At 61.9% G+C, this 18,006-nt stretch carries 15 protein-coding genes and 2 pseudogenes; 8 read left to right on the top strand and 9 right to left on the bottom strand.

The window, feature by feature from the left end; all coding sequences use genetic code 11:
• Positions 1 to 62 precede the first annotated feature (62 nt).
• Complete coding sequence (locus ACNQR1_RS20915; RefSeq protein ID WP_043988411.1) at positions 63 to 416, bottom strand: helix-turn-helix domain-containing protein; 354 nt, start codon at positions 414 to 416, stop codon at positions 63 to 65.
• On the bottom strand, positions 413 to 1,516 hold the full coding sequence (locus ACNQR1_RS20920) for a tyrosine-type recombinase/integrase (RefSeq protein WP_232004317.1): 1,104 nt from the start codon (positions 1,514 to 1,516) through the stop codon (positions 413 to 415). The genes ACNQR1_RS20915 and ACNQR1_RS20920 overlap by 4 nt, the downstream gene beginning before the upstream one ends.
• 657 nt (positions 1,517 to 2,173) lie before the next feature.
• On the opposite strand from ACNQR1_RS20920, the gene ACNQR1_RS20925 reads away from it, so the two are divergent.
• The 3 genes from ACNQR1_RS20925 to ACNQR1_RS20935 are packed head-to-tail and all read left to right on the top strand — an operon-like array spanning position 2,174 to position 5,088.
• Positions 2,174 to 3,298 carry a tyrosine-type recombinase/integrase gene (locus ACNQR1_RS20925; protein ID WP_071289710.1) on the top strand — a complete coding sequence of 375 codons (1,125 nt, stop codon included), beginning with the start codon at positions 2,174 to 2,176 and terminating at the stop codon, positions 3,296 to 3,298.
• Positions 3,291 to 3,653, top strand: a complete 363-nt coding sequence (locus tag ACNQR1_RS20930) for a helix-turn-helix domain-containing protein (RefSeq protein ID WP_071289709.1) — start codon at positions 3,291 to 3,293, stop codon at positions 3,651 to 3,653. The genes ACNQR1_RS20925 and ACNQR1_RS20930 overlap by 8 nt, the downstream gene beginning before the upstream one ends.
• The gene (locus ACNQR1_RS20935) at positions 3,631 to 5,088 is read left to right on the top strand and encodes a Fis family transcriptional regulator (protein ID WP_071289708.1); all 1,458 of its coding nucleotides are present in this window, start codon (positions 3,631 to 3,633) and stop codon (positions 5,086 to 5,088) included. The genes ACNQR1_RS20930 and ACNQR1_RS20935 overlap by 23 nt, the downstream gene beginning before the upstream one ends.
• Positions 5,089 to 5,137: 49 nt before the next feature.
• Here the strand turns inward: ACNQR1_RS20935 and ACNQR1_RS20940 are convergent, their stop codons facing one another.
• The 5 genes from ACNQR1_RS20940 to ACNQR1_RS20960 form a co-directional block, all read right to left on the bottom strand.
• On the bottom strand, positions 5,138 to 6,436 hold the full coding sequence (locus tag ACNQR1_RS20940) for an IS256 family transposase (RefSeq protein WP_071289707.1): 1,299 nt from the start codon (positions 6,434 to 6,436) through the stop codon (positions 5,138 to 5,140).
• Between the two features lie 123 nt (positions 6,437 to 6,559).
• A complete protein-coding gene (locus tag ACNQR1_RS20945; protein WP_071289706.1) occupies positions 6,560 to 7,153 on the bottom strand; it encodes a TetR/AcrR family transcriptional regulator in 594 nt (197 codons plus the stop codon).
• Between the two features lie 273 nt (positions 7,154 to 7,426).
• The gene (locus ACNQR1_RS20950) at positions 7,427 to 8,674 is read right to left on the bottom strand and encodes an acyl-CoA dehydrogenase family protein (protein ID WP_071289705.1); all 1,248 of its coding nucleotides are present in this window, start codon (positions 8,672 to 8,674) and stop codon (positions 7,427 to 7,429) included.
• A complete protein-coding gene (locus tag ACNQR1_RS20955) occupies positions 8,671 to 9,741 on the bottom strand; it encodes an ABC transporter substrate-binding protein (protein ID WP_074330961.1) in 1,071 nt (356 codons plus the stop codon). Before ACNQR1_RS20955 ends, ACNQR1_RS20950 begins: the two co-directional genes overlap by 4 nt.
• Positions 9,738 to 11,099, bottom strand: a complete 1,362-nt coding sequence (locus tag ACNQR1_RS20960; protein WP_064914151.1) for an LLM class flavin-dependent oxidoreductase — start codon at positions 11,097 to 11,099, stop codon at positions 9,738 to 9,740. Before ACNQR1_RS20960 ends, ACNQR1_RS20955 begins: the two co-directional genes overlap by 4 nt.
• Positions 11,100 to 12,006: 907 nt before the next feature.
• Here ACNQR1_RS20960 and ACNQR1_RS20965 point away from each other — a divergent pair.
• Positions 12,007 to 12,486 (top strand): HXXEE domain-containing protein, encoded by a 480-nt coding sequence (locus ACNQR1_RS20965; RefSeq protein WP_418047739.1) that lies wholly within the window; start codon positions 12,007 to 12,009, stop codon positions 12,484 to 12,486.
• Positions 12,404 to 13,135: pseudogene (locus ACNQR1_RS20970) on the top strand (acyclic terpene utilization AtuA family protein); the annotation flags it as partial. The gene ACNQR1_RS20965 and the pseudogene ACNQR1_RS20970, both read left to right, overlap by 83 nt.
• Positions 13,136 to 13,341: 206 nt before the next feature.
• On the opposite strand, the gene ACNQR1_RS20975 reads toward ACNQR1_RS20970, so the two are convergent.
• Positions 13,342 to 13,743 carry a hypothetical protein gene (locus ACNQR1_RS20975; RefSeq protein ID WP_019348132.1) on the bottom strand — a complete coding sequence of 134 codons (402 nt, stop codon included), beginning with the start codon at positions 13,741 to 13,743 and terminating at the stop codon, positions 13,342 to 13,344.
• A gap of 18 nt (positions 13,744 to 13,761) precedes the next feature.
• On the opposite strand from ACNQR1_RS20975, the gene ACNQR1_RS20980 reads away from it, so the two are divergent.
• A complete protein-coding gene (locus ACNQR1_RS20980; protein ID WP_019348133.1) occupies positions 13,762 to 14,493 on the top strand; it encodes a DUF6933 domain-containing protein in 732 nt (243 codons plus the stop codon).
• Positions 14,494 to 14,517: 24 nt separating this feature from the next.
• Here ACNQR1_RS20980 and ACNQR1_RS20985 read toward each other — a convergent pair whose 3' ends face one another.
• Entirely contained in the window at positions 14,518 to 15,861 is a 1,344-nt protein-coding gene (locus ACNQR1_RS20985; RefSeq protein WP_074328301.1) for an IS256 family transposase, read from the bottom strand.
• Between the two features lie 81 nt (positions 15,862 to 15,942).
• On the opposite strand from ACNQR1_RS20985, the pseudogene ACNQR1_RS20990 reads away from it, so the two are divergent.
• A pseudogene (locus ACNQR1_RS20990) lies at positions 15,943 to 16,308 on the top strand (exopolyphosphatase); the annotation flags it as partial.
• A gap of 100 nt (positions 16,309 to 16,408) precedes the next feature.
• Positions 16,409 to 18,004 carry an acyl-CoA carboxylase subunit beta gene (locus ACNQR1_RS20995; protein WP_047040116.1) on the top strand — a complete coding sequence of 532 codons (1,596 nt, stop codon included), beginning with the start codon at positions 16,409 to 16,411 and terminating at the stop codon, positions 18,002 to 18,004.
• The last annotated feature ends 2 nt before the right edge of the window (positions 18,005 to 18,006 follow it).

Here is an 18,006-nt window from a genome sequence, read left to right on the forward strand (position 1 = left end):
TGCATTCGTAGTGACCGGTGGTGACGGGTGGGCGTCCGCGGCGCCTGGATCGTGGCTTGGGATTAATCGGGGCCATCGGTGATGACCCGCGCCCGCCGTGGCCGGACCGACTTGTTGAGTTCGACCACGTTCGGCGGCGGGGTAGCGGCTGCCCCGGATGCGGTCTTCCGGCGTCGGACGTCGGTGGCAGTGACGGTCACCAGGTCCTCCACGCCACAGCCGAGGATGTCGCATAGCGCGGCCATCAGTTGCAGCGAAACACGTTCGGGCCGTTGGTGGACAACACGGTAGACCTGGGGTCGGGAGAGCTGAATGCCACGTTCGGCCAGGCGGGGGATCAGGTCAGTGCTGTTGTGCATGCCATGCGCGGCCATGAGCTCGGCGAGGCGCCAGGTGTAGTCGACTTCGCGTTTCATGATGATTCTTCCCCGAAGGAGAGCGCATCTTTGACGGTCTGATCGAGCATGCGGCGCAGTGTGCGGGTGCGGTAGTCGCTGGATACACCGGTGTAGAGGGATGTGGTGCTGGCGACATCGTGGCCGGCCTGGTCTTGGACGAATTTGGCGTCCCAGCCGTCCTCTATGAGGTGGGTGATGTGCGAGCGGCGAAACGAATGCAGATCCAGTCCGGCCGGCAGATCCAGTTCGTCGCAGTAGCGCCGGAAGCGGCGCAGCAGGGTGGTCTCAGCGATCAGGCTGCCGCGCTCGCTGGGGAACAGGTCAATGCTGTCGTCGATATACGGTTGGCCGTGGGTGAGCCAGTCGGCGATGACTTCGGGTGTCCAGTCGAACACCGTGAACACGGTGCGCCGCTTCGGCGGTGAGCCTTTTTTGGCCTTGCCGTACCGGATCAGAACCGCGCCATAGCGCCCGAATTCGGCGGCGTGCGGATTGCGCGAGAAGTCGACGGTCTGCAGGTGTCGCAGTTCATTGAAGCGCAGCCCGTAGGAGTAGGCCACCTTGAACATCACCGAGTCGCGGTAAGCCGGCAGCCAGCCCTTCTTACGGGCATTGGCAATCAGGGACACTTGCTCGTCGGCATGATCGAAGAAGTCCTGCAGCTCCTTTTTGGTGAAGGGCCGCTTGAGCGGATTCTGCTCGTTGTCTTGGACGTGGGCAGCGGTGTTCCACTCGAAGAACACTTGCGCAGGGTGAGTGCCGAAGCGCTGCTCGCATACCCGATCCCAGCCGTAGTCCGGATCAGCGATGTACGAGCAGAACAACCGTAGGCCGTTCTGGTAGCCGCGCACGGTCGATTGCGCCCGGCCTTTGATGCCGCGCAGATCGGCGAAGAACTCTTCAACCATCGCCGGTGTCCAGGCCCAGGGGTACTCGTTGCAGTGGTCGATGAAGCGGCGCACCAGGGCGATGCGCTTGCTGATGGTCTCGTGGTCGAGGTTGCGGCACAGTTGCTGGTTGCGCCAGCCGTCGAGCATGTCCTCGACGGTTTGGGCCTCCGGATGCAGCAGCGGAACTGACCCGACCAGAACCACGCGACCGCTCTTGTCGACGGGCAATTCAGCCTCCCAGGACGTCTCATCTGATGCATCATTGAATCATCTAATGAATCATTACCACATCGCCGCAGGTAGGTCCATCGCAAAACGAACGTTCGCCGATGCGTGTCGCGGCGGCCAGCCGGAGAGGGGGTCATGCATACTCGTTCGCATCCACCGAAAACCCCTGGTGTCCAGGCTGTTTCATCCATGGGTACCGGGTCGGTAGGCGAGAGTCACACGATTGCTGCGTGATTCATCGGATGAAAATGCAGTGATTGACCTGACATAATGTAGCTTATCGGTACAAAAGGCATGCGAGTTTCATTTAGTGAAAGAACTTGCACCCCTGGACGACTGGCTCGATTGTCCTGGTTGTGACGGGTGTCGGTCGCCGCTGCAGCGCCCCTGATCGACCTTGGGTCTTGCGCAACGGGCCAGCTCGACGTAAGTTTCAATCACTTAATGATTGATTCGGATGTTAGGTGACGACGTTGCGAGCTTCAACGAGCGACCACTGGCATCCGGTCGGTGTGAGTTGTTTTGCGGCACCGCCCCCGCCACTGCGTGGACCGGGGTTATTGCGTCACAGTGACGAATTGCGTTCGAGGGCAAGACTATTCGGATCGCAACTCAAGTCGTCGCCAAGCCGGTTGCCGAGATCGTTCGACCATCGTCATGGCTGAGGAACTGCCCGGGTTCATTCCCCACATCCTGCGTGCCGACGATGTTTCGCTCCTGCGTGCCGATGAGACCGTGTTCAATGCGATGGTCGATGGCTGGCGGGCGCAGATGCTGGCCCGAGGCTTGGCCGTCGACACGATCATGACGCGCGGTCGACTGATTGCCCGGTTCGTTGAGTTCACCAACGAGTATCCGTGGCGGTGGCGCCCAATTGACGTGGACCAATTCCTGGCCGAATTCCGATCGCAGGAAAGACCGATTGCGCTATCTACGTTGCGGACCTACAGCAATACGATTTCGATGTTTTGCTCGTACGTCTGCGACAGTAGATACGGCTGGGTTGCATTCTGCGAGAAGCAGTTTGGCGATGTTCCGTCGCAGATATGCTTCGAGTGGAACACTCCGCAACACACAACCGATGATGCTGTTCCACCGGGCCGCCGAGCGTTCACCAAGGCCGAGTTGCAGCACCTATTTGACGTCGTAGATGATTTTGTCGACGAAGCGCACCGCACAGCGTCCAAGCGGTGGGTGACGGCCCTGCGGGATTCGATCGCATTCAAGGTCGGCTACGCCTATGGGCTGCGCCGCCGCGAACTGGTCATGCTGGACCTGACGGACTTCGGGCCCAACCCACACGTACCCCGCTTTGGAAACTACGGCGCGCTGACCGTGCGCTGGGCCAAAGGCACGAAAGGGTCCGGGCCACGTCGGCGGACGGTGCTCACATCGCCTGAATTCTCTTGGGTTGTCGAGCTTTTGGAATATTGGTGCAGCGAGGGACGCCAGCTGTTCGCCACCGCGGACCGCTCCCCCGCGCTGTGGCCCAGCGAGCGTGGTTCCAGATTGACGCTCGGTGCGCTGGGCCGCTCCTTCACCGCATTTCGCAAACGAGCCGGGCTGCCACCAGAATTGAGTCTGCACGCACTGCGGCACTCCTTCACCACCCACCTTCTGGAGGCTGGCTACGACCCACTGTTCGTGCAGGAACAGCTCGGGCACTCATTTGCATCGACCACCTCGCTGTACACCTCGGTGTCGTCAGACTTCAAACAAAAGACGATCCAACAGATGATCGCTCGACGCATCCGAATGGAGGAAGATCAGCCCGATGGCTGAACAGCGCCGCATCGGCTTCCACTGGCATCTGCGCCGGATGATGGCCGCCCACAACCTGTGGAAGTCCACCGAGCTGCGACCGCTGCTCAAATCGCGCGGAATCAACCTCTCCGACGCCCAGGTCTATCGCCTGGTTACCGGTGAACCCCAACGCATTCCGTCAAGGACGTTCGCTGCCCTGTGCGACATCTTCGACTGCACGCCCAACGACCTGTTCGAGCCGTACGTCGAGATGCAAGCCGCGAAAACTGCCAACGCACCACGGCCCAGTGACCTCGGCCTGAAACCGGGAAACCCCGTCGCCAAACGGATTCGGATCGTCCAGGACGACGATGGCCCGCCCGCGCAAACCTGACGACCCCGAGCGGTGGCCGGTGCCCTGCGACCGGTGCGGCGGGCACTACATGGTGGTCGCGAACTGGCCGGGCGAATCGGTCTGCGGGTATTGCTACCAGGCCGCCAAACGTGTCACCGGGATCTGCGCTTGCGGCCACCAGGGCGTTCTCCCCGGGATCATTGATGCTCGGCCCGCGTGCCGCCGATGCACCGGGATCACGCTCAACGTCGACTGCGTTGCCTGCGGGGACGAGGCCGAACTCTATAGCGGCGGCAAATGTCAACGCTGCGTCCTCGGCGAGACTGCTACTCGCTTCCTGACCAACCCCGACACCGGCGTGGTCGCCTCGCAGTTGCAGGTCATCATTGATGCGCTCACCGGAATGCAACGCCCCAATAGCGGCCTGACCTGGATCCGCCAACGCCATGTCGAACGCGTCCTGCGCGAACTTGCGTGCCATCCGACGCTCACCCATGAGCTTGTTGACCTGCTTCCGGCGGGCCGGACAACCAATTATGTTCGCGGCCTCCTCGTGGCTCATCAGTCGCTGCCGGCGCGCGACGAACGGTTAGCGCGGTTCCTGGGCTGGGCGGCGACCGCGCAACAGCGCATCCTGACGGACGAGCACCGCAAGGTGATTGCCCGTTTTATCCGCTGGGGCTTGGAAAGACGGCTCCGCTCGATGGACGCCGTCACCGACTCAGCATTTCTGCGCGCCAAGCAGACCACGACCGTGACGATCGAGTTCTGCAACTGGCTCACCACCGAACACGACACCTATGTCGAGAACGTCACCCAGGCGCACATTGACCTGTGGCAGTCCACCGGACCAACTACCCGGGAGCACATTCTGCGATTCGTCCGTTGGGCCATCAAAACCAAACTGATCCCCGCGGATCTCGAGGTGACCCCGCACCGGCGCGGTACCGCACCACGGCTACCGATCACCGAGCAGAACGCCGTTATCGAGCACGTCGTACATCAACAGACCCTGCATCCCCGTGACCGGTTCGCCGCGATCTTGATCATCGTTTTCGCTCAGCGCGTCGAGGATATCGCTGCCCTGACCTGGGAGCAGGTGACCATCACAGCGGACTCCGTGAGCGTCAACCTGGCTGGCATGCCCATCGATATCCCGCCGCCGCTCGATGAGCCCATCCGACTACTCGCGGCAGTCAACTACAACGGTCAAACTGCTGCACATCCCAACTCGCCCTGGGTATTTCGCGGGTATGGACCCGGAACTCACGTCACTCCGACGCACCTTCGTAACCATCTGCGACCTGTTCTCGCTGCCCTCGAAGCACGCCTTGGCACACTCAATGAACTCACCCAGACCACGCCAATCGCGATCCTGGCCGAAACACTCGGCTACAGCCCGCAGACACTCGAAGCCCACGCGAGAGCATCGGCATCAACATACGCCCGATACATTGCGACACGACTCGACTGACACCGGACAGGGGTCTGTCAACTTAACGGTGTAACTGGTTGTGGTGGTTCTACTTTCGTCCGGCGGACAGGCGTCCGTCGAAGGTGATGTCGAAGGCATTCAACGCTTCTTTCCAGCGGTTGGTCCACCGTTTGCGGCCACGTCCGGTGGGGTCGAGGCTCATGACCGCCAGGTACACGCACTTCAGCGCGGCGGCCTCGGTGGGAAAGTGGCCCCGCGCGTTGACCGCTCTACGGATCCGGGCATTTATGCTTTCAATGGCATTGGTCGTGCAGACCACGCTGCGAATACTGTTGTCGAACTGCAGGAACGGCACGAATTCGGCCCACGCGCCATCCCACAGCTTGGTGATCGCCGGGTACCGATCACCCCAAGTGTCGGTGAACGCCACGAACGCCTCCAACGCGGCCGATTCACTCGGCGCGGTGTAGATCGGTTTGAGGTCCTTGGCGATCGCCGGCCAGTGCCGCTTGGAGGCGTAGCTGAAGCTATTGCGCAGCAGATGCACGACGCACGTTTGGGTGATCGCCTGCGGCCACACGGTTTCGATCGCTGCGGGCAGGCCCTTGAGTCCATCGCAGACCACCATGCAGACGTCCTGGGTACCCCTATTCTTGATCTCGGACAAGACCCGGGCCCAGAACTTCGCCCCCTCCCCGTCGCCGTGCTCACCAGCCCACAACCCCAGGATGTCGCGGGTGCCCTCCACGGTCACCGCCAGCGCCAGGTAGATCGGCCGGTTCGCGACGTTGCCGTCGCGAATCTTGACGTTCACAGCGTCAATGAAGATCACCGGGTACACGGCATCCAAGGGACGGGACTGCCATTCCGCCATGCCCTCGATCACCCGGTCGGTGATCGTCGAGATGGTCTGCTTGGACACGCTCGCCCCGTACACCTCGCCCAGGTGCGCGCAGATCTCGCCGTGGGTTAATCCTCGGGCCGACAACGAGATCACCAGATCATCGAGCCCGGTCAGGCGCCGCTGACGCTTCTTGACCAGCTGTGGCTCGAAGGAACCATCCCGGTCGCGAGGCACCTCCAGCGCGACGGGTCCTGCTTCGGTCAACACGGTCTTGCCGCGACGGCCGTTGCGGGAATTGCCGCCGTCACGCCCGGTGGCGTCATGCTTGCCGTAGCCCAGGTGATCATCGAGCTCACCTTCGAGCGCGGACTCCACCACCCTTTTGGTCAACTGGGAGAGCAACCCGCCCTCACCGGTCAGCTGCAACCCCTCCGCGCGGGCCCGCGCGGCCAGCTGCGCCACCAGCTCGTCGTTGGTCGCCTCCCGCAACGCCGCCGGCTCCAGCGGCACCGCATCGAGCTCGACGGGCTGCTCATCATTCATCACATCGGTCACAGTGGTCTCCTTCTTACTCAGGAGTTACACCGGAAAATTTACAGTCCCCCGGACAGACCCAGAAAACTTGACGGTCCCAGTCCCTGACCGTGACCCCGATGTCGAGGGGAGTTATTCAGTTGCTGAGATGAGTCTCGGGAGCAGCGCTTTGTCGACCAGAGCTTCGATGGTGGGAGGGGTCGGGGGTCGGTCGGAAAAGATGCACCGGAAGATCAGGTAGCCCGGCAACAGATCGTAAAGCTCGTCGTTGACCGCCGCCGCGCCGATCTCGCCGCGACGGATCGCCTGCTGCAGGACGTGCCAGACCAGAGCTCTGTGTTCATGAAGGAACCGGTCTTGCATAACGTTGTTGAGCGCGGGATTGCAGGACATCTCGACGAGCACCGCTCGGATGGTTCCGGCATGTTCTCGGCCCTGTTCGCAGATAATCTGGCCAAGACACAACAAGTCGCCGCGCAGGGTGCCGGTGTTGGGTGCAACAGCGTTCTGACGGGTGCCTTCGCTGACGGCCGCCAGTATCAGCTCAGATTTCGAGGGCCAGCGTCGATAGACGGTAGCTTTACTGGCATGAGCGGCGACCGCCACGGCCTCCACTGTTAAGCCGTGGTACCCATGCTCCTGCAGGACACCCAATGCCACCCCCAGTAGCTCGCTCTCGCGGGGCGACCACGCGGGTTCTGCGTCCGGGTCGGTTGTCGCGGTCATCGGTTGTCGAGTGCGCGCGCTTCTCGGTGAGATCGGATCCCCGTTCCCCCTACCAAATCGCGCTCCCATTCTTCGAAAACGGTCGCTAGAGACGAGACGGCGCCGGACTTGGACGATCATTGTCATCTGGAGGTTTGCAGTACTCGCGTTGTCCTGTACTCACCCAACATGGCAGTGTTGCCCTGAGAACGGGTGGGTCCGTCGGCCACCATTGTGTCAGACGGACCCACCGTTCTCAGGCATTAACGCGTGCCCGGCAGCGCGGTCCTGGAGTCAGGAAGTGAAACCGGGTATCGGGTAGCGCTGGTTAAGGACGTAGTTTCCGACTTCAGCGATCTTGTAAGAGACGGGATCGTGCAGCGTGTGGGTGCGGATGTTGCGCCAGAACCGGTCGAATCCATAGTTTGGGTGGGTTCCCCGGGCACCGATGACCTCGAAAATTCGGCTGGTCACGTCCAGGCCCGCTTTGGTGGCTATGGCTTTGACTCCGGCTACCTGTACCGTGAGTTCGCCGCGTTCTTGTGGAGTTAATGCGTCACCTTTGTCCCACGCGGTCTGTAGCAGCTGCGCAGCCTCACGTGCTGCAGCATCGCCAGCCTGTAGTTCGATACCGAATTCGCCGTAGCTGCGAATGGTGTACGGATCCTCGACGGCTTGAGTAACCCCAGCCGGCGTCCAGGGGCGTGCCTGCGTTCGGGTGTACTCGCGCGCTGTTTCGAGCGCACCACGCGCGATCCCCAGATACACCGTTGCGAACACCAACTGCACGATCGGGCCGAATAGGCTGCCGCGCCCGGACGCCAGGAACGCCTCGACAACGGCATTGGGTTTGCCCAGCACCTCGTCGGGACGGACTACGACGTTGTGGAATTCGGTGGTGCCGCTGTCGGTGCGCCGCATCCCTAGCGCCTGCCAGTCGTCGTTTGTTTGAACGCCTTCTCTGGTGGTGGGAATGGCCGCGGCAACGATGGCGCCTTGCTGTGGGGAACCCTCCGGTATCACGCCGAACACCAAGAGCAGATCTGAGCCCTTGGCTCCACTGCTGAAGTGCTTGATACCGTTGAGAAGGTACCCGCCGTCGTCGGTCGGGGTGGCAGTTACCTTCCATTCGAGGATGTGGCTGTTGTTCTCGCTGGAGGCGTTCCCGGTCCACCAGTTGTTTTCGGCCAGTTGACGAAGTAGGCGTTCACTTTGCTCGGGTGAACCCCACAGATCAATAACGGCTGGGGTGCTGAGGTGGTATCCGAACAAGTGGCCCAGCGATCCATCGACCTTGGCGATCTCACGCACCACTTCCAGAGCGGTAGGCCAGTCGGCTCCCCAACCGCCCAGGTGCCGGGGAACGGTCACCGAGAGCAGCCCACTGGCGCGTAGATCCTCACGCTCTTCTGTCGCCGAACCACCAGCCTTGTCGCGCTCGACGACGGTAGCTTGCCACTTTCGCGTCAGCTCGCGCGCCACCTCGATGGGGTCGCCATTCCTATTGTTCTGTGCCGTGGCGGTGTCATCGGTCAGGGTCATTGCTGGTCTCCAGTCGTGGATTGAGTGAGGAATTGCGGTGCCGCCCACTGCGTGAGGTCCACCGGATGGTCGAGGAGATTGTGGTCGAGGAGGAACTGTTGAGTTTGGTCGACAACGGCCAGTGCCGAGTCGTCAAGCCGTGGGATCAGATGTTGGGCGAAATCAGCGCCGAAACCGCGTCCGATCGCCGAGGGCGCGACCCCGAGGTTGGCGGCATGGATGCCAACGGTTTCCTCGGGATGGGCCTGTGCCCAACGGCTGGCTTGGACCGCCGCGTCGACGAGTCGTTGCACCAGGTCGGGTCGCTCGTCAACCAGCTGAGCGCTGACCGTCCAGACACTGGCATACCGGCTTCGTTGGTCATCGCCGAGATCGGCGAGCACCCGCGCTCCGCTGAGATCTTCTAACTCCGCCGCCCAGGGCAACCAGGTGAACAGCGCATCAACGTTGCCGCTATCCAGGATGTCCCTCTGGTGGCCGGCCACGTCGGGAAACAGGTCAGCGCCTTTGACACTGGCCGCTGCTTCCAGCCGCTCTTCGGGCACGTCGACGCCAGGGCTTTCGATACGCACCAACTCGACGTCGTCGACCCCTATCCCCCCGATGTGCAGGGTCTGCAAAAGTCCCCGCGCCTCCCAGGTACCCAGCGCGATCAGTGTTTGCCGCCACGGGTCCAAGTGCCGATAATCGCCCAACTCGCCGGTGAGGATGCGGATCGCTGCACCCGACACACCCACCCGCCGGCCCCGCAGCTGCTCCGGTGATGTCACCGGGCTGTCAACACGGACATAGATCCCTTGCCGACCGGCCAGAGGGGTGATGCCTAGCAGGCGGGTGCGTCCCGGCGCCCGCAGGCCCTCACTGATAAGAGGTGGAATTTCGCCACCAAAGCGGGTGTAAGCGGGATGATCGTAGGTGAAATGCAACCCTGCTTGCGCGCCGCTGAGCACATTCAGCGAAATCCCGTTGCCGGCCAACAGGTTTGACTCCAGCGCTGTCAGTAGTGCATTGGGAACCGGGCAGTTGCTGTAGGCAAGAACGTCATGATCAACATCGGTGGTGGTCATCGGATGCTCCCGACTTCAGGGTGAGCCAACCCAAGGTGCTCACGCAGCGTTGTCCCTTCGTACTCGGTACGGAACACACCACGTTGCTGCAGCAGCGGAACCACCTGGTCGACGAACTCCTCGTAAATACCCGGCAGATACGCCGGCGAAATGATGAATCCGTCAGCGGCCCCGGCCTCAAAGTGACTAATCAATTGATCAGCGATCTGTTCGGCAGTTCCGGCCCACTGCGGCACAAACCCGACGTTGGTGCCGTATCGGCGGCCCAGTTCGGCCAGCGTCAGGTCCGCACCGCCACCGGCCACGGCGGAAAACATCTGCAACATGGTCGGCACGTGACGATCCCCGAGATCGGCGACGATGTCGGAAAACTTCGTATCCAGCGGATACTTGGAGAGATTCAAGCCGCTGTGGCTGGATAGCGTCGACAAACCCACTTCGGGATGCACCAGCGAATTGAGATATTCCAGACGTTCCCGGGCCACCTGCTCTGTCTCACCGAGCACCGGCATCACCGCGGTGAATACCTTTGTTTGCTCCGGGTCACGCCCCGCGGCCGCAACGTGAGCTTTGATGTCCTGATAGACCGCGCGCATGATGTCGAGGTTGGGCGAGACGCTGAATACCGCTTCAGCCCAGCGCCCCGCGAAGCGACGCCCCCGCGGCGACAAGCCGGCCTGCAAGATGACCGGTTCACCCTGACGGGACCGTGGAACCTGCAACGGGCCACGGACCGACAACCAGCGGCCGCGATGATTGACGTATTGAACCTTCTTGGGATCAGCGAACCGACCGCCAACCTTGTCCAACAACAAGGCATCCTCGGACCAAGAACTCCATAGCTTCTTGACGGCCTCCAAGAATTCGTCAGCCCGGTCGTATCGGATGTCATGCTCAAGGTGCTCATCCACACCGAAGTTGCGTGCCTCGGAGTCGTTCAGCGACGTGACCACATTCCACGAGATCCGGCCATCAGACAGATTGTCGAGCGTGGCAAACACCCGAGCCACATGATAGGGCGGGTAGTAGGTCGTCGAAACCGTAGCGCCCAGACCTAATCGCTGGGTCACCGCAGCCATCGTCGCTATCACGCTGGTCGGCTCCAGCGCCACCGCGCCCTGGCCACCCAGACCGACCCCCGTCTCCAAATTATCGCCATAGCTATCTTCGATGGCCAGGCCATCGGGAAGAAACAACAGATCAAACTTGCCCCGCTCCAGGGTCCGCGCAATCTGCTTGTAGAACTCGCCAGTCAGAAAACCGTTCGTCGCACCGACATGGCGCCACGCGCCATGCGCATGAGTGACGTTGCCGGCCGAGAAAAACCCGGCTAAATGTAGTTGGCGTTGTTCAGCCATAATCAGCAGTGCCTCCGTGGGGATCAGTTACCGGAGACCAATGCTCGGCTACTGCAACCGACCCCAACAGAGTTAGGAGCCCGATGATTCAAAGGGGCACCCAACACGCCACTTCCTCCCGACGACCCACCCGACCTTCGCCGATTCTCGCCCCCGGACGAGTGCCGTCAAAGCGCCACCTGTGAGCAAGATCACCAACCGGCGGGGTGTGCACCTCCGCCCGGCTTCGACACCCTGACGGCCACCGCGGCGGTATCGATGTAAAAATCAATGAAGCGGATGGCTACCGCGCGGAACTCGCACCTCGCTAGCACGCACCGTTACCAGCTCGTCAACCTGGTCGAAAACATGGCCGCCAAGGCGTACGGTCAATTGTCCGATCCGGAACTAGTTGAGAGCATTCCGGGAAAACGTGAGAGCTGTCCGATTCCGCCCTGTTTTCCGGAACTATCTGAGAGTTGAGCTGGCCCTGGTGGCTGAGTGCTTTTCCGGCGAGGCGTCCACGTTGGGTCGCCGGCGCGGCGCTGATTCCGCGACTACCTGACAGTGCCGGATTACCGTTCCAGAACCATGTGAGAGCGCCGGATTCGATGGCCTTTCGCCTACCGCACCGTCCGCAGGCGCCCCCGCCGCTCCCGGTCCCCGCTGCAACTTATCTGTCACGTGACGTTAATGCCTGGTGTGGCTGGGATGTCGAAAGAAAGTGAATTGCCTTTTCGACCAGAGGATTTCGGGGTGAATGGGAATGGGCTGGCGGGGTCTCGGCAATTGTCAAACGTTGCGGACTGGGGGCGAGAGTCGCCCGGCTGCGTGATCGCCGGGGGCGTCGACCGCTCGGTGCGTTGACCGCAAGAAGTGACGCCCAATCACAGTTGAGTGCGAATGCGAATGGGGTCAGGATGGTGGAATGGCGATCCGGAACTGGCGATACCTGGGACTTACCGTGGCGATCTGGATCCATGTCGCTGAAGAGTTGCCGCGCTTTCCCGATTGGGCGTCACGGCACTTCGGTGGCACCTTCAGTACCCGGTTCTTCATCGTTTCGCATGCAACTACGTTGTTGCCGGCGATCACGGCCGCCGGGCTAATGCCTGCGCGGAATCCGCGGAGCGAGCTGGGCAACTGGTTGGCGACCTCAACGGCGGCAGGAATGCTCGCCAACGCTATCTTCCACGCCGCAACGACCTTACGCTGGCGTGAATACTCTCCAGGCGTAATCTCAGCCGTCACCCTAATTGGACCGACCGCAACCCAGACGCTGATGCTAACCAAGGAGGCTGGGATCAAAGGAAAACGCCGTGGCGCAAGCAACCGGCGGCAACTACGCATTCTTCGGCAGTATCGACGACATGGGGCACCCCGGCTTTCCCATAGCGGAGATTCATGACGACGGCTCCTCGGTGATCACGAAACATCCTGGCACGGGAGGTGAGGTCAGTGTCGGAACGGTGACGAGCCAGCTGGTTTACGAGATCACCGGCGGCCGTTACGCCAATCCCGACGCGACCGCGCGAATAGACAGTGTGACTCTCGCTCCAGACGGTCCAGACCGGGTGGCGATCTCGGCAGCGAAAGGGGAACCGCCGCCGCCGACATTGAAGGTGTCTGTCAATGACATCGCCGGATACCGCAATGCGGTGACGTTCGTGCTCACCGGACTGAACATCGAGGCAAAGGGCCAATTGGTCCGTCGGCAACTTGAAGCTGCGCTTCCGATCAAACCAGCAGAACTCGAGTGGACGTTAGCCCGAACCGACCATCTGAACGCGGACACCGAGGAGACAGCGAGCGCCCTGCTGCACTGCATTGTTCGAGATTCCGATCCTGCCAACGTGGGACGCGCATTCACAGGCACCGCAATAGAACTCGGTCTCGCGAGCTACCCAGGGTTTCATGTCACCGCACCCCCAAGCGACAGCCAAGCATACGGTAGGTTCACCGCCGCCTCCGTGAAGGCGAGTTTGGTCCGACATTCCGCCGTGCACGCCAACGGGAACCGCGTTGATATCGCCCCTGCTAGTCACACTCGCGAGCTTATTGCGACCGAACGGTCGCGTCCGAAAGTGGGTGTAAAAGCACCGGTCGGTTCGCAGCTTCGTGGGTGAGCATACGGGCTGGGGAACTCAAGTGACAGGCTCTTGCAGCTTGAGCTGGTGGTGTTGGGGATAACGGCGAGCGGGTTCGGTAGCTTGCTGCGGATGCTTTGGCGCGCCCAGGGCTGATGCGTAGGGCCGAGAGATGCTCAGCTGGAGAGGGTTTGGGCGGCGTCGGTCAGTGCGTTGAACGCGGCGTCGAGGCGGTCTTGGCGGCGGCGGTTGGGTTCGTGGTTGGCTTCGGCGGCTACGAACCCGATAAGCTCTTCGAGGTCGTCGGCATTGGTCAGTAAGGCAGCGCCGTTTGGGTGGGCGCGCATGCCGTACACCAGTCGCTCACAGTCGGGGTCAAGCAGCATCAGGTCGCGTAACACGGCGGCGGTCGTGTCGCTGACGATGACCTCCTTGAGGTCGCCGGCAACGCTGGAGCGGCGGCGGCGCAGGTCGTATGGGGAGTCTGCCCAGTTGCTGATCACCCCCTCGTCGTCGCAGACGCTGCACGACCATCGGATCGGCGCCGCCGTCTCGGCCGAGGCGATAGCGATGGTCATCCGCCCGGGGCAGCGCCTGTGGGCGGGGCGGCGCCGACACGGCAATGCCGATACCCACCGATCACCGACCTGGCCGGCGGTGCCCGCCCGGACAATGTCGCCCAGGTGTTGTGCCAGGCGGCGCGCGGGACCGGAAGCGTCGTGCGGCATGTCGAGGAAGTGATGCAGATCGGCGACCAACACGTCGCCACACTGTACCGGCGCCACGTCGCGGTGTTCTTGGGTACCGATCCTCGGGGACGCTGCCTACGATCATGGGTCGTGATGCTGCGATGTACCGCCAAGGTGTTGGCGCTGCTGAGGGCGCCTGAGCCGGCCATCGGCCAAGCCTGCGCGACCGACTGGTATGCCCACCTGGTCTGGATCGACCGACGCAAATGCCTGCTGGTGACCCACGCCGGGACCTTGTTCTCGGTGTTCATGCCGAACGTCACCGCCGCCGGGTTGCGCCCGATCGGCCCGCCGGTCGTCTCGGCGATCCAGGCCGCGTTGCACGTCGAGGGTCTGCCCGCCGATACGCTCGGCGATCTTGATCCCCAGCAGGTGGCCGTGGCCAAGACCGCCGACCGCCGCATCCTGGGCACGATCAACGACCTGGCGTTCACCACCGAACACGTCATCGCCACCGCTGGCGGCCTGGCCCGCTGCGACATCGACGCGCTGCACCACGGCCTGCATCGCACCATCAACAGCATCACCGGCTACATCCCACCGATCGACCTGGTCACCGCCAGCCGTCACCGAAACTGAGCCTGCCAAAGCGACACGGAGTTGTTACGCGGTGGCCGAGATGGGATCTGCGGGGTTGGTGCCGTTACTCGTGGTGGACGGTGTCAGCCGCAGTTCACGGGGTGGGTCCAGCAGCGATCGACGTAGGTCGTGCAGCAATCGGGTACCGACCGGTGTCATGGACAGCCCGCGCCAACCGGCCGAGGCCCGGTCGAGCACCGCCCATACCAGGCTAACGGCGCTGGTCTCGCCGGGGAATCGGCCGATGACCTTGGTCCGACGCTTGGTCTCCCCAAAGGAGCGCTCAATAAAATTCGAATGTCGAACGCGCCCATGGTGTTCGACCGGGAACCGCAGATAGGCAGTCAACCCAGCTTTGTCGGTGAGCAGAATGCGCATCGCCGCCGGATAGAGGTCGAAGTATTTGGCGGCGAACGCCTCGATCCGCTTGTCGATGATCTCAACGAGCCCAGGCCCCGGTTCAACCGTCAGATCGGCGGTATCGAAGATGGCCCAGTAGCCGTCGCGGACCTCGGCTTGCATCCCGGCGGGAATCTTCGCGAGCACGTTGCGGAGTCGATGAATAAGACATCTCTGCCGCAACGCTTTTGGGAAAATTTGTTCGATGGCTGCGATCAGGCCCTTGGCGCCGTCAGAGACAACCAACAGTGGACAACCCAGGCCGCGATCGCCCAGATCAGTCAGGAAGTCGGCCCATGCGTCGGTCGACTCGCCGGTCCCGGGCGCCAACCCGACGAACACCGGCTTGCCCTCGGTGGTGATGCCCCAGGCGGCCAGCACCGGCTCGGCCGGCGACCCCGGATGCATCCGAAAGAAGCTGGCATCCAAGAACAGGTAATCCAGCGTGATCTCGTCAAGTCGACGACGCGCCCACGCCTGGTATTCGGCTCGGATCGCCTTGCACACTTCCGAGACCGTGGATTTGGAGATCGCGGCCTGGTCGCCAAGTGTTTCGGCGAGGGTGGCCTGCACGTCGCGCACCGATAACCCGCGTACGAACGAGGCAATCACCAGCGTCTCCAAGGCGTTGGTTCTCGTCACGTGCTTGCCGAACAACCGCGACGCAAACGCTGCGGTGGTGCCACGCAGCTTCGGCCGCTCCAACGTAACCGGCCCAGTGGTGGTTTTCACCGTCACCTGTCGATACCCGTTGCGCGAGCCGCCGTTAGCGTCGGGACAGGCAGCAGCGCGTTGGTAGCGTTCGCGACCGAGGAACTCGGTGACCTCAGCCTCCAGGGCCGCCTGCATCAACAGTTGAGCGCCCAGCCGGGCAACCTCTTCAAGGATCTCCGAAAGCTCCCGATCCTCGGCAAATAGGGCATCGATTCTGGTGCGGATGCGATCGACGGCTGATACTCGAACAGGCACGGGCGTGACTCCTTCTTCGCAGACTTGCAGGTCGTGAAGCGGAACCTACGCCCGTGCTCCGTATTTACACCGCGTCCCGGACACGACCTTCCAGACCGATTGGTGCACGGGCCGACATTGCGCCTCCCACTCGGCACCATCGCCGGTGCCCGTAGTGGAGACAAGGGCCACAGCGCCAACGTCGGCATATGGGTCCGTACAGATGAACAATGGCGCTGGTTAGTCCACACCATATCTGTTGCAATGCTCAAAGAACTACTGCCGGAGACCGCCGACCTCCCAGTCCACCGATACCTGCTACCCAACCTACGCGCAGTCAACTTCGTGATCGAAGGCATCCTCGGCGAAGGCGTCGCGTACCAGGCACGTTTCGACCCGCAAGCCAAAGGGCTAGGCGAGTGGTTGCGCAGCCGCTACGTCTACATTCCGGAGGAGATCCTCGGATGAGTGTGAGCCCCCATCATTGCCACGGCGGCGACGAAAGGCCCTGTAGGCAAGCGGAGCGTCAGGTATCGGCCGCTGCGGCAACATCGTGGAAGCGAGAATCATGACCGTTCTGAGTTCAACACTTGACACAACATCGGATGGCTACGCCGAGGCAGTCGATGCCCTCTTGTGCAAGCTCAACGACCTGGATACCGAGGTGGCCAAGGCGCTTGCTGGTGGCGGCGAAAAGTACACCAAGCGCCACAACGAACGCGGCAAACTTACCGCCAGGGAGCGCATCGAACTACTCGTTGATCCTGATTCACCGTTCCTGGAGCTAAGCCCTCTGGCAGCCTGGGGTAGCGAATTCACGGTTGGTGCCAGCGTGGTGACAGGAATCGGCGTTGTGTGTGGTGTCGAATGCCTGATTGTTGCCAACGACCCGACCGTCAAGGGCGGCACACTGAACCCCTGGACTCTACGAAAAATACTCCGCGCCAAGCAGATTTCTATGGAGAATCGGTTGCCGGTGATATCCATGGTGGAATCGGGTGGAGCGGACTTGCCGACGCAGAAGGAGCTCTTCACACCTGGCGGGCAGATGTTCCGCGATCTGACTCGCCTCTCGGCGGCCGGAATCCCCACAATCGCGTTGGTTTTCGGAAACTCGACGGCCGGTGGTGCCTACGTACCTGGCATGTCAGATCACGTAGTGATGGTCAAAGAGCGATCGAAGGTGTTTCTGGCCGGACCACCGCTGGTGAAGATGGCTACCGGCGAAGAATCCGATGACGAGTCTCTCGGTGGGGCTGAGATGCACGCTCGCACTTCCGGACTGGCCGACTACTTCGCCATCGACGAGACGGATGCGATCCGCATCGGGAGGCGCATCGTAGCCCGGCTGAACTGGCGCAAGCACGGGCCAATCCCCTTGCCCGTTAGGCAGCCGCTGTACTGCTCAGAGGAGCTGCTAGGCATTGTCTCTCCAGATTTGCGCGTCCCATTCGACCCCCGCGAGGTAATTGCCCGTATCGTCGACGGCTCAGAATTCGATGAATTTAAGCCGCTATACGGCAGCTCGCTTGTAACAGGATGGGCGACGATACATGGCTACCCATTGGGGATACTGGCCAATGCCCGCGGCGCGTTGTTTAGCGCCGAGGCCCAGAAGGCCACTCAGTTCATTCAGCTGGCCAACCGGTCAGATACTCCGCTTCTCTTCTTACACAACACAACCGGGTACATGGTCGGCAGAGCCTATGAGGAAGGGGGCATGATCAAGCACGGATCGATGATGATCAATGCCGTGTCCAACTCGACCGTTCCTCATATTTCCGTTCTTCTCGGTGCGTCCTATGGGGCAGGGCACTACGGAATGTGCGGGCGGGCCTATGATCCGCGATTTCTCTTCGCATGGCCGACAGCGAAATCTGCAGTCATGGGCGGTACCCAGCTTGCTGGCGTGTTATCCATAGTCAGCCGTGCCGCCGCGGAGGCTCGTGGTCAGCGGATCGACGAGGAGGCCGACGCGGTATTACGCGCAGCAGTTGAGGCTCAAATCGAGGCCGAATCACTGCCAATGTTCATTTCGGGCCGACTGTATGACGACGGTGTCATCGATCCACGCGACACCCGCAGCACACTCGGGATGTGCTTGTCTGCCATCGCAAGCGGCCCGATCAAGGGGACGTCCAACTTCGGCGTTTTTAGGATGTGACG

This window comes from Mycobacterium sp. 48b, assembly GCF_048282725.1.
Classification (GTDB): domain Bacteria; phylum Actinomycetota; class Actinomycetes; order Mycobacteriales; family Mycobacteriaceae; genus Mycobacterium.

What these genes read in the sequence shown, in the direction of transcription:
- ACNQR1_RS20915 (WP_043988411.1), bottom strand. Translation starts at nt 416, where the DNA reads ATGAAACGCGAAGTCGACTACACCTGGCGCCTCGCCGAGCTCATGGCC.
- ACNQR1_RS20925 (WP_071289710.1), top strand. Translation starts at nt 2,174, where the DNA reads ATGGCTGAGGAACTGCCCGGGTTCATTCCCCACATCCTGCGTGCCGAC.
- ACNQR1_RS20930 (WP_071289709.1), top strand. Translation starts at nt 3,291, where the DNA reads ATGGCTGAACAGCGCCGCATCGGCTTCCACTGGCATCTGCGCCGGATG.
- ACNQR1_RS20935 (WP_071289708.1), top strand. Translation starts at nt 3,631, where the DNA reads ATGGCCCGCCCGCGCAAACCTGACGACCCCGAGCGGTGGCCGGTGCCC.
- ACNQR1_RS20940 (WP_071289707.1), bottom strand. Translation starts at nt 6,436, where the DNA reads ATGAATGATGAGCAGCCCGTCGAGCTCGATGCGGTGCCGCTGGAGCCG.
- ACNQR1_RS20945 (WP_071289706.1), bottom strand. Translation starts at nt 7,153, where the DNA reads ATGACCGCGACAACCGACCCGGACGCAGAACCCGCGTGGTCGCCCCGC.
- ACNQR1_RS20950 (WP_071289705.1), bottom strand. Translation starts at nt 8,674, where the DNA reads ATGACCCTGACCGATGACACCGCCACGGCACAGAACAATAGGAATGGC.
- ACNQR1_RS20955 (WP_074330961.1), bottom strand. Translation starts at nt 9,741, where the DNA reads ATGACCACCACCGATGTTGATCATGACGTTCTTGCCTACAGCAACTGC.
- ACNQR1_RS20960 (WP_064914151.1), bottom strand. Translation starts at nt 11,099, where the DNA reads ATGGCTGAACAACGCCAACTACATTTAGCCGGGTTTTTCTCGGCCGGC.
- ACNQR1_RS20965 (WP_418047739.1), top strand. Translation starts at nt 12,007, where the DNA reads ATGGCGATCCGGAACTGGCGATACCTGGGACTTACCGTGGCGATCTGG.
- ACNQR1_RS20975 (WP_019348132.1), bottom strand. Translation starts at nt 13,743, where the DNA reads ATGACCATCGCTATCGCCTCGGCCGAGACGGCGGCGCCGATCCGATGG.
- ACNQR1_RS20995 (WP_047040116.1), top strand. Translation starts at nt 16,409, where the DNA reads ATGACCGTTCTGAGTTCAACACTTGACACAACATCGGATGGCTACGCC.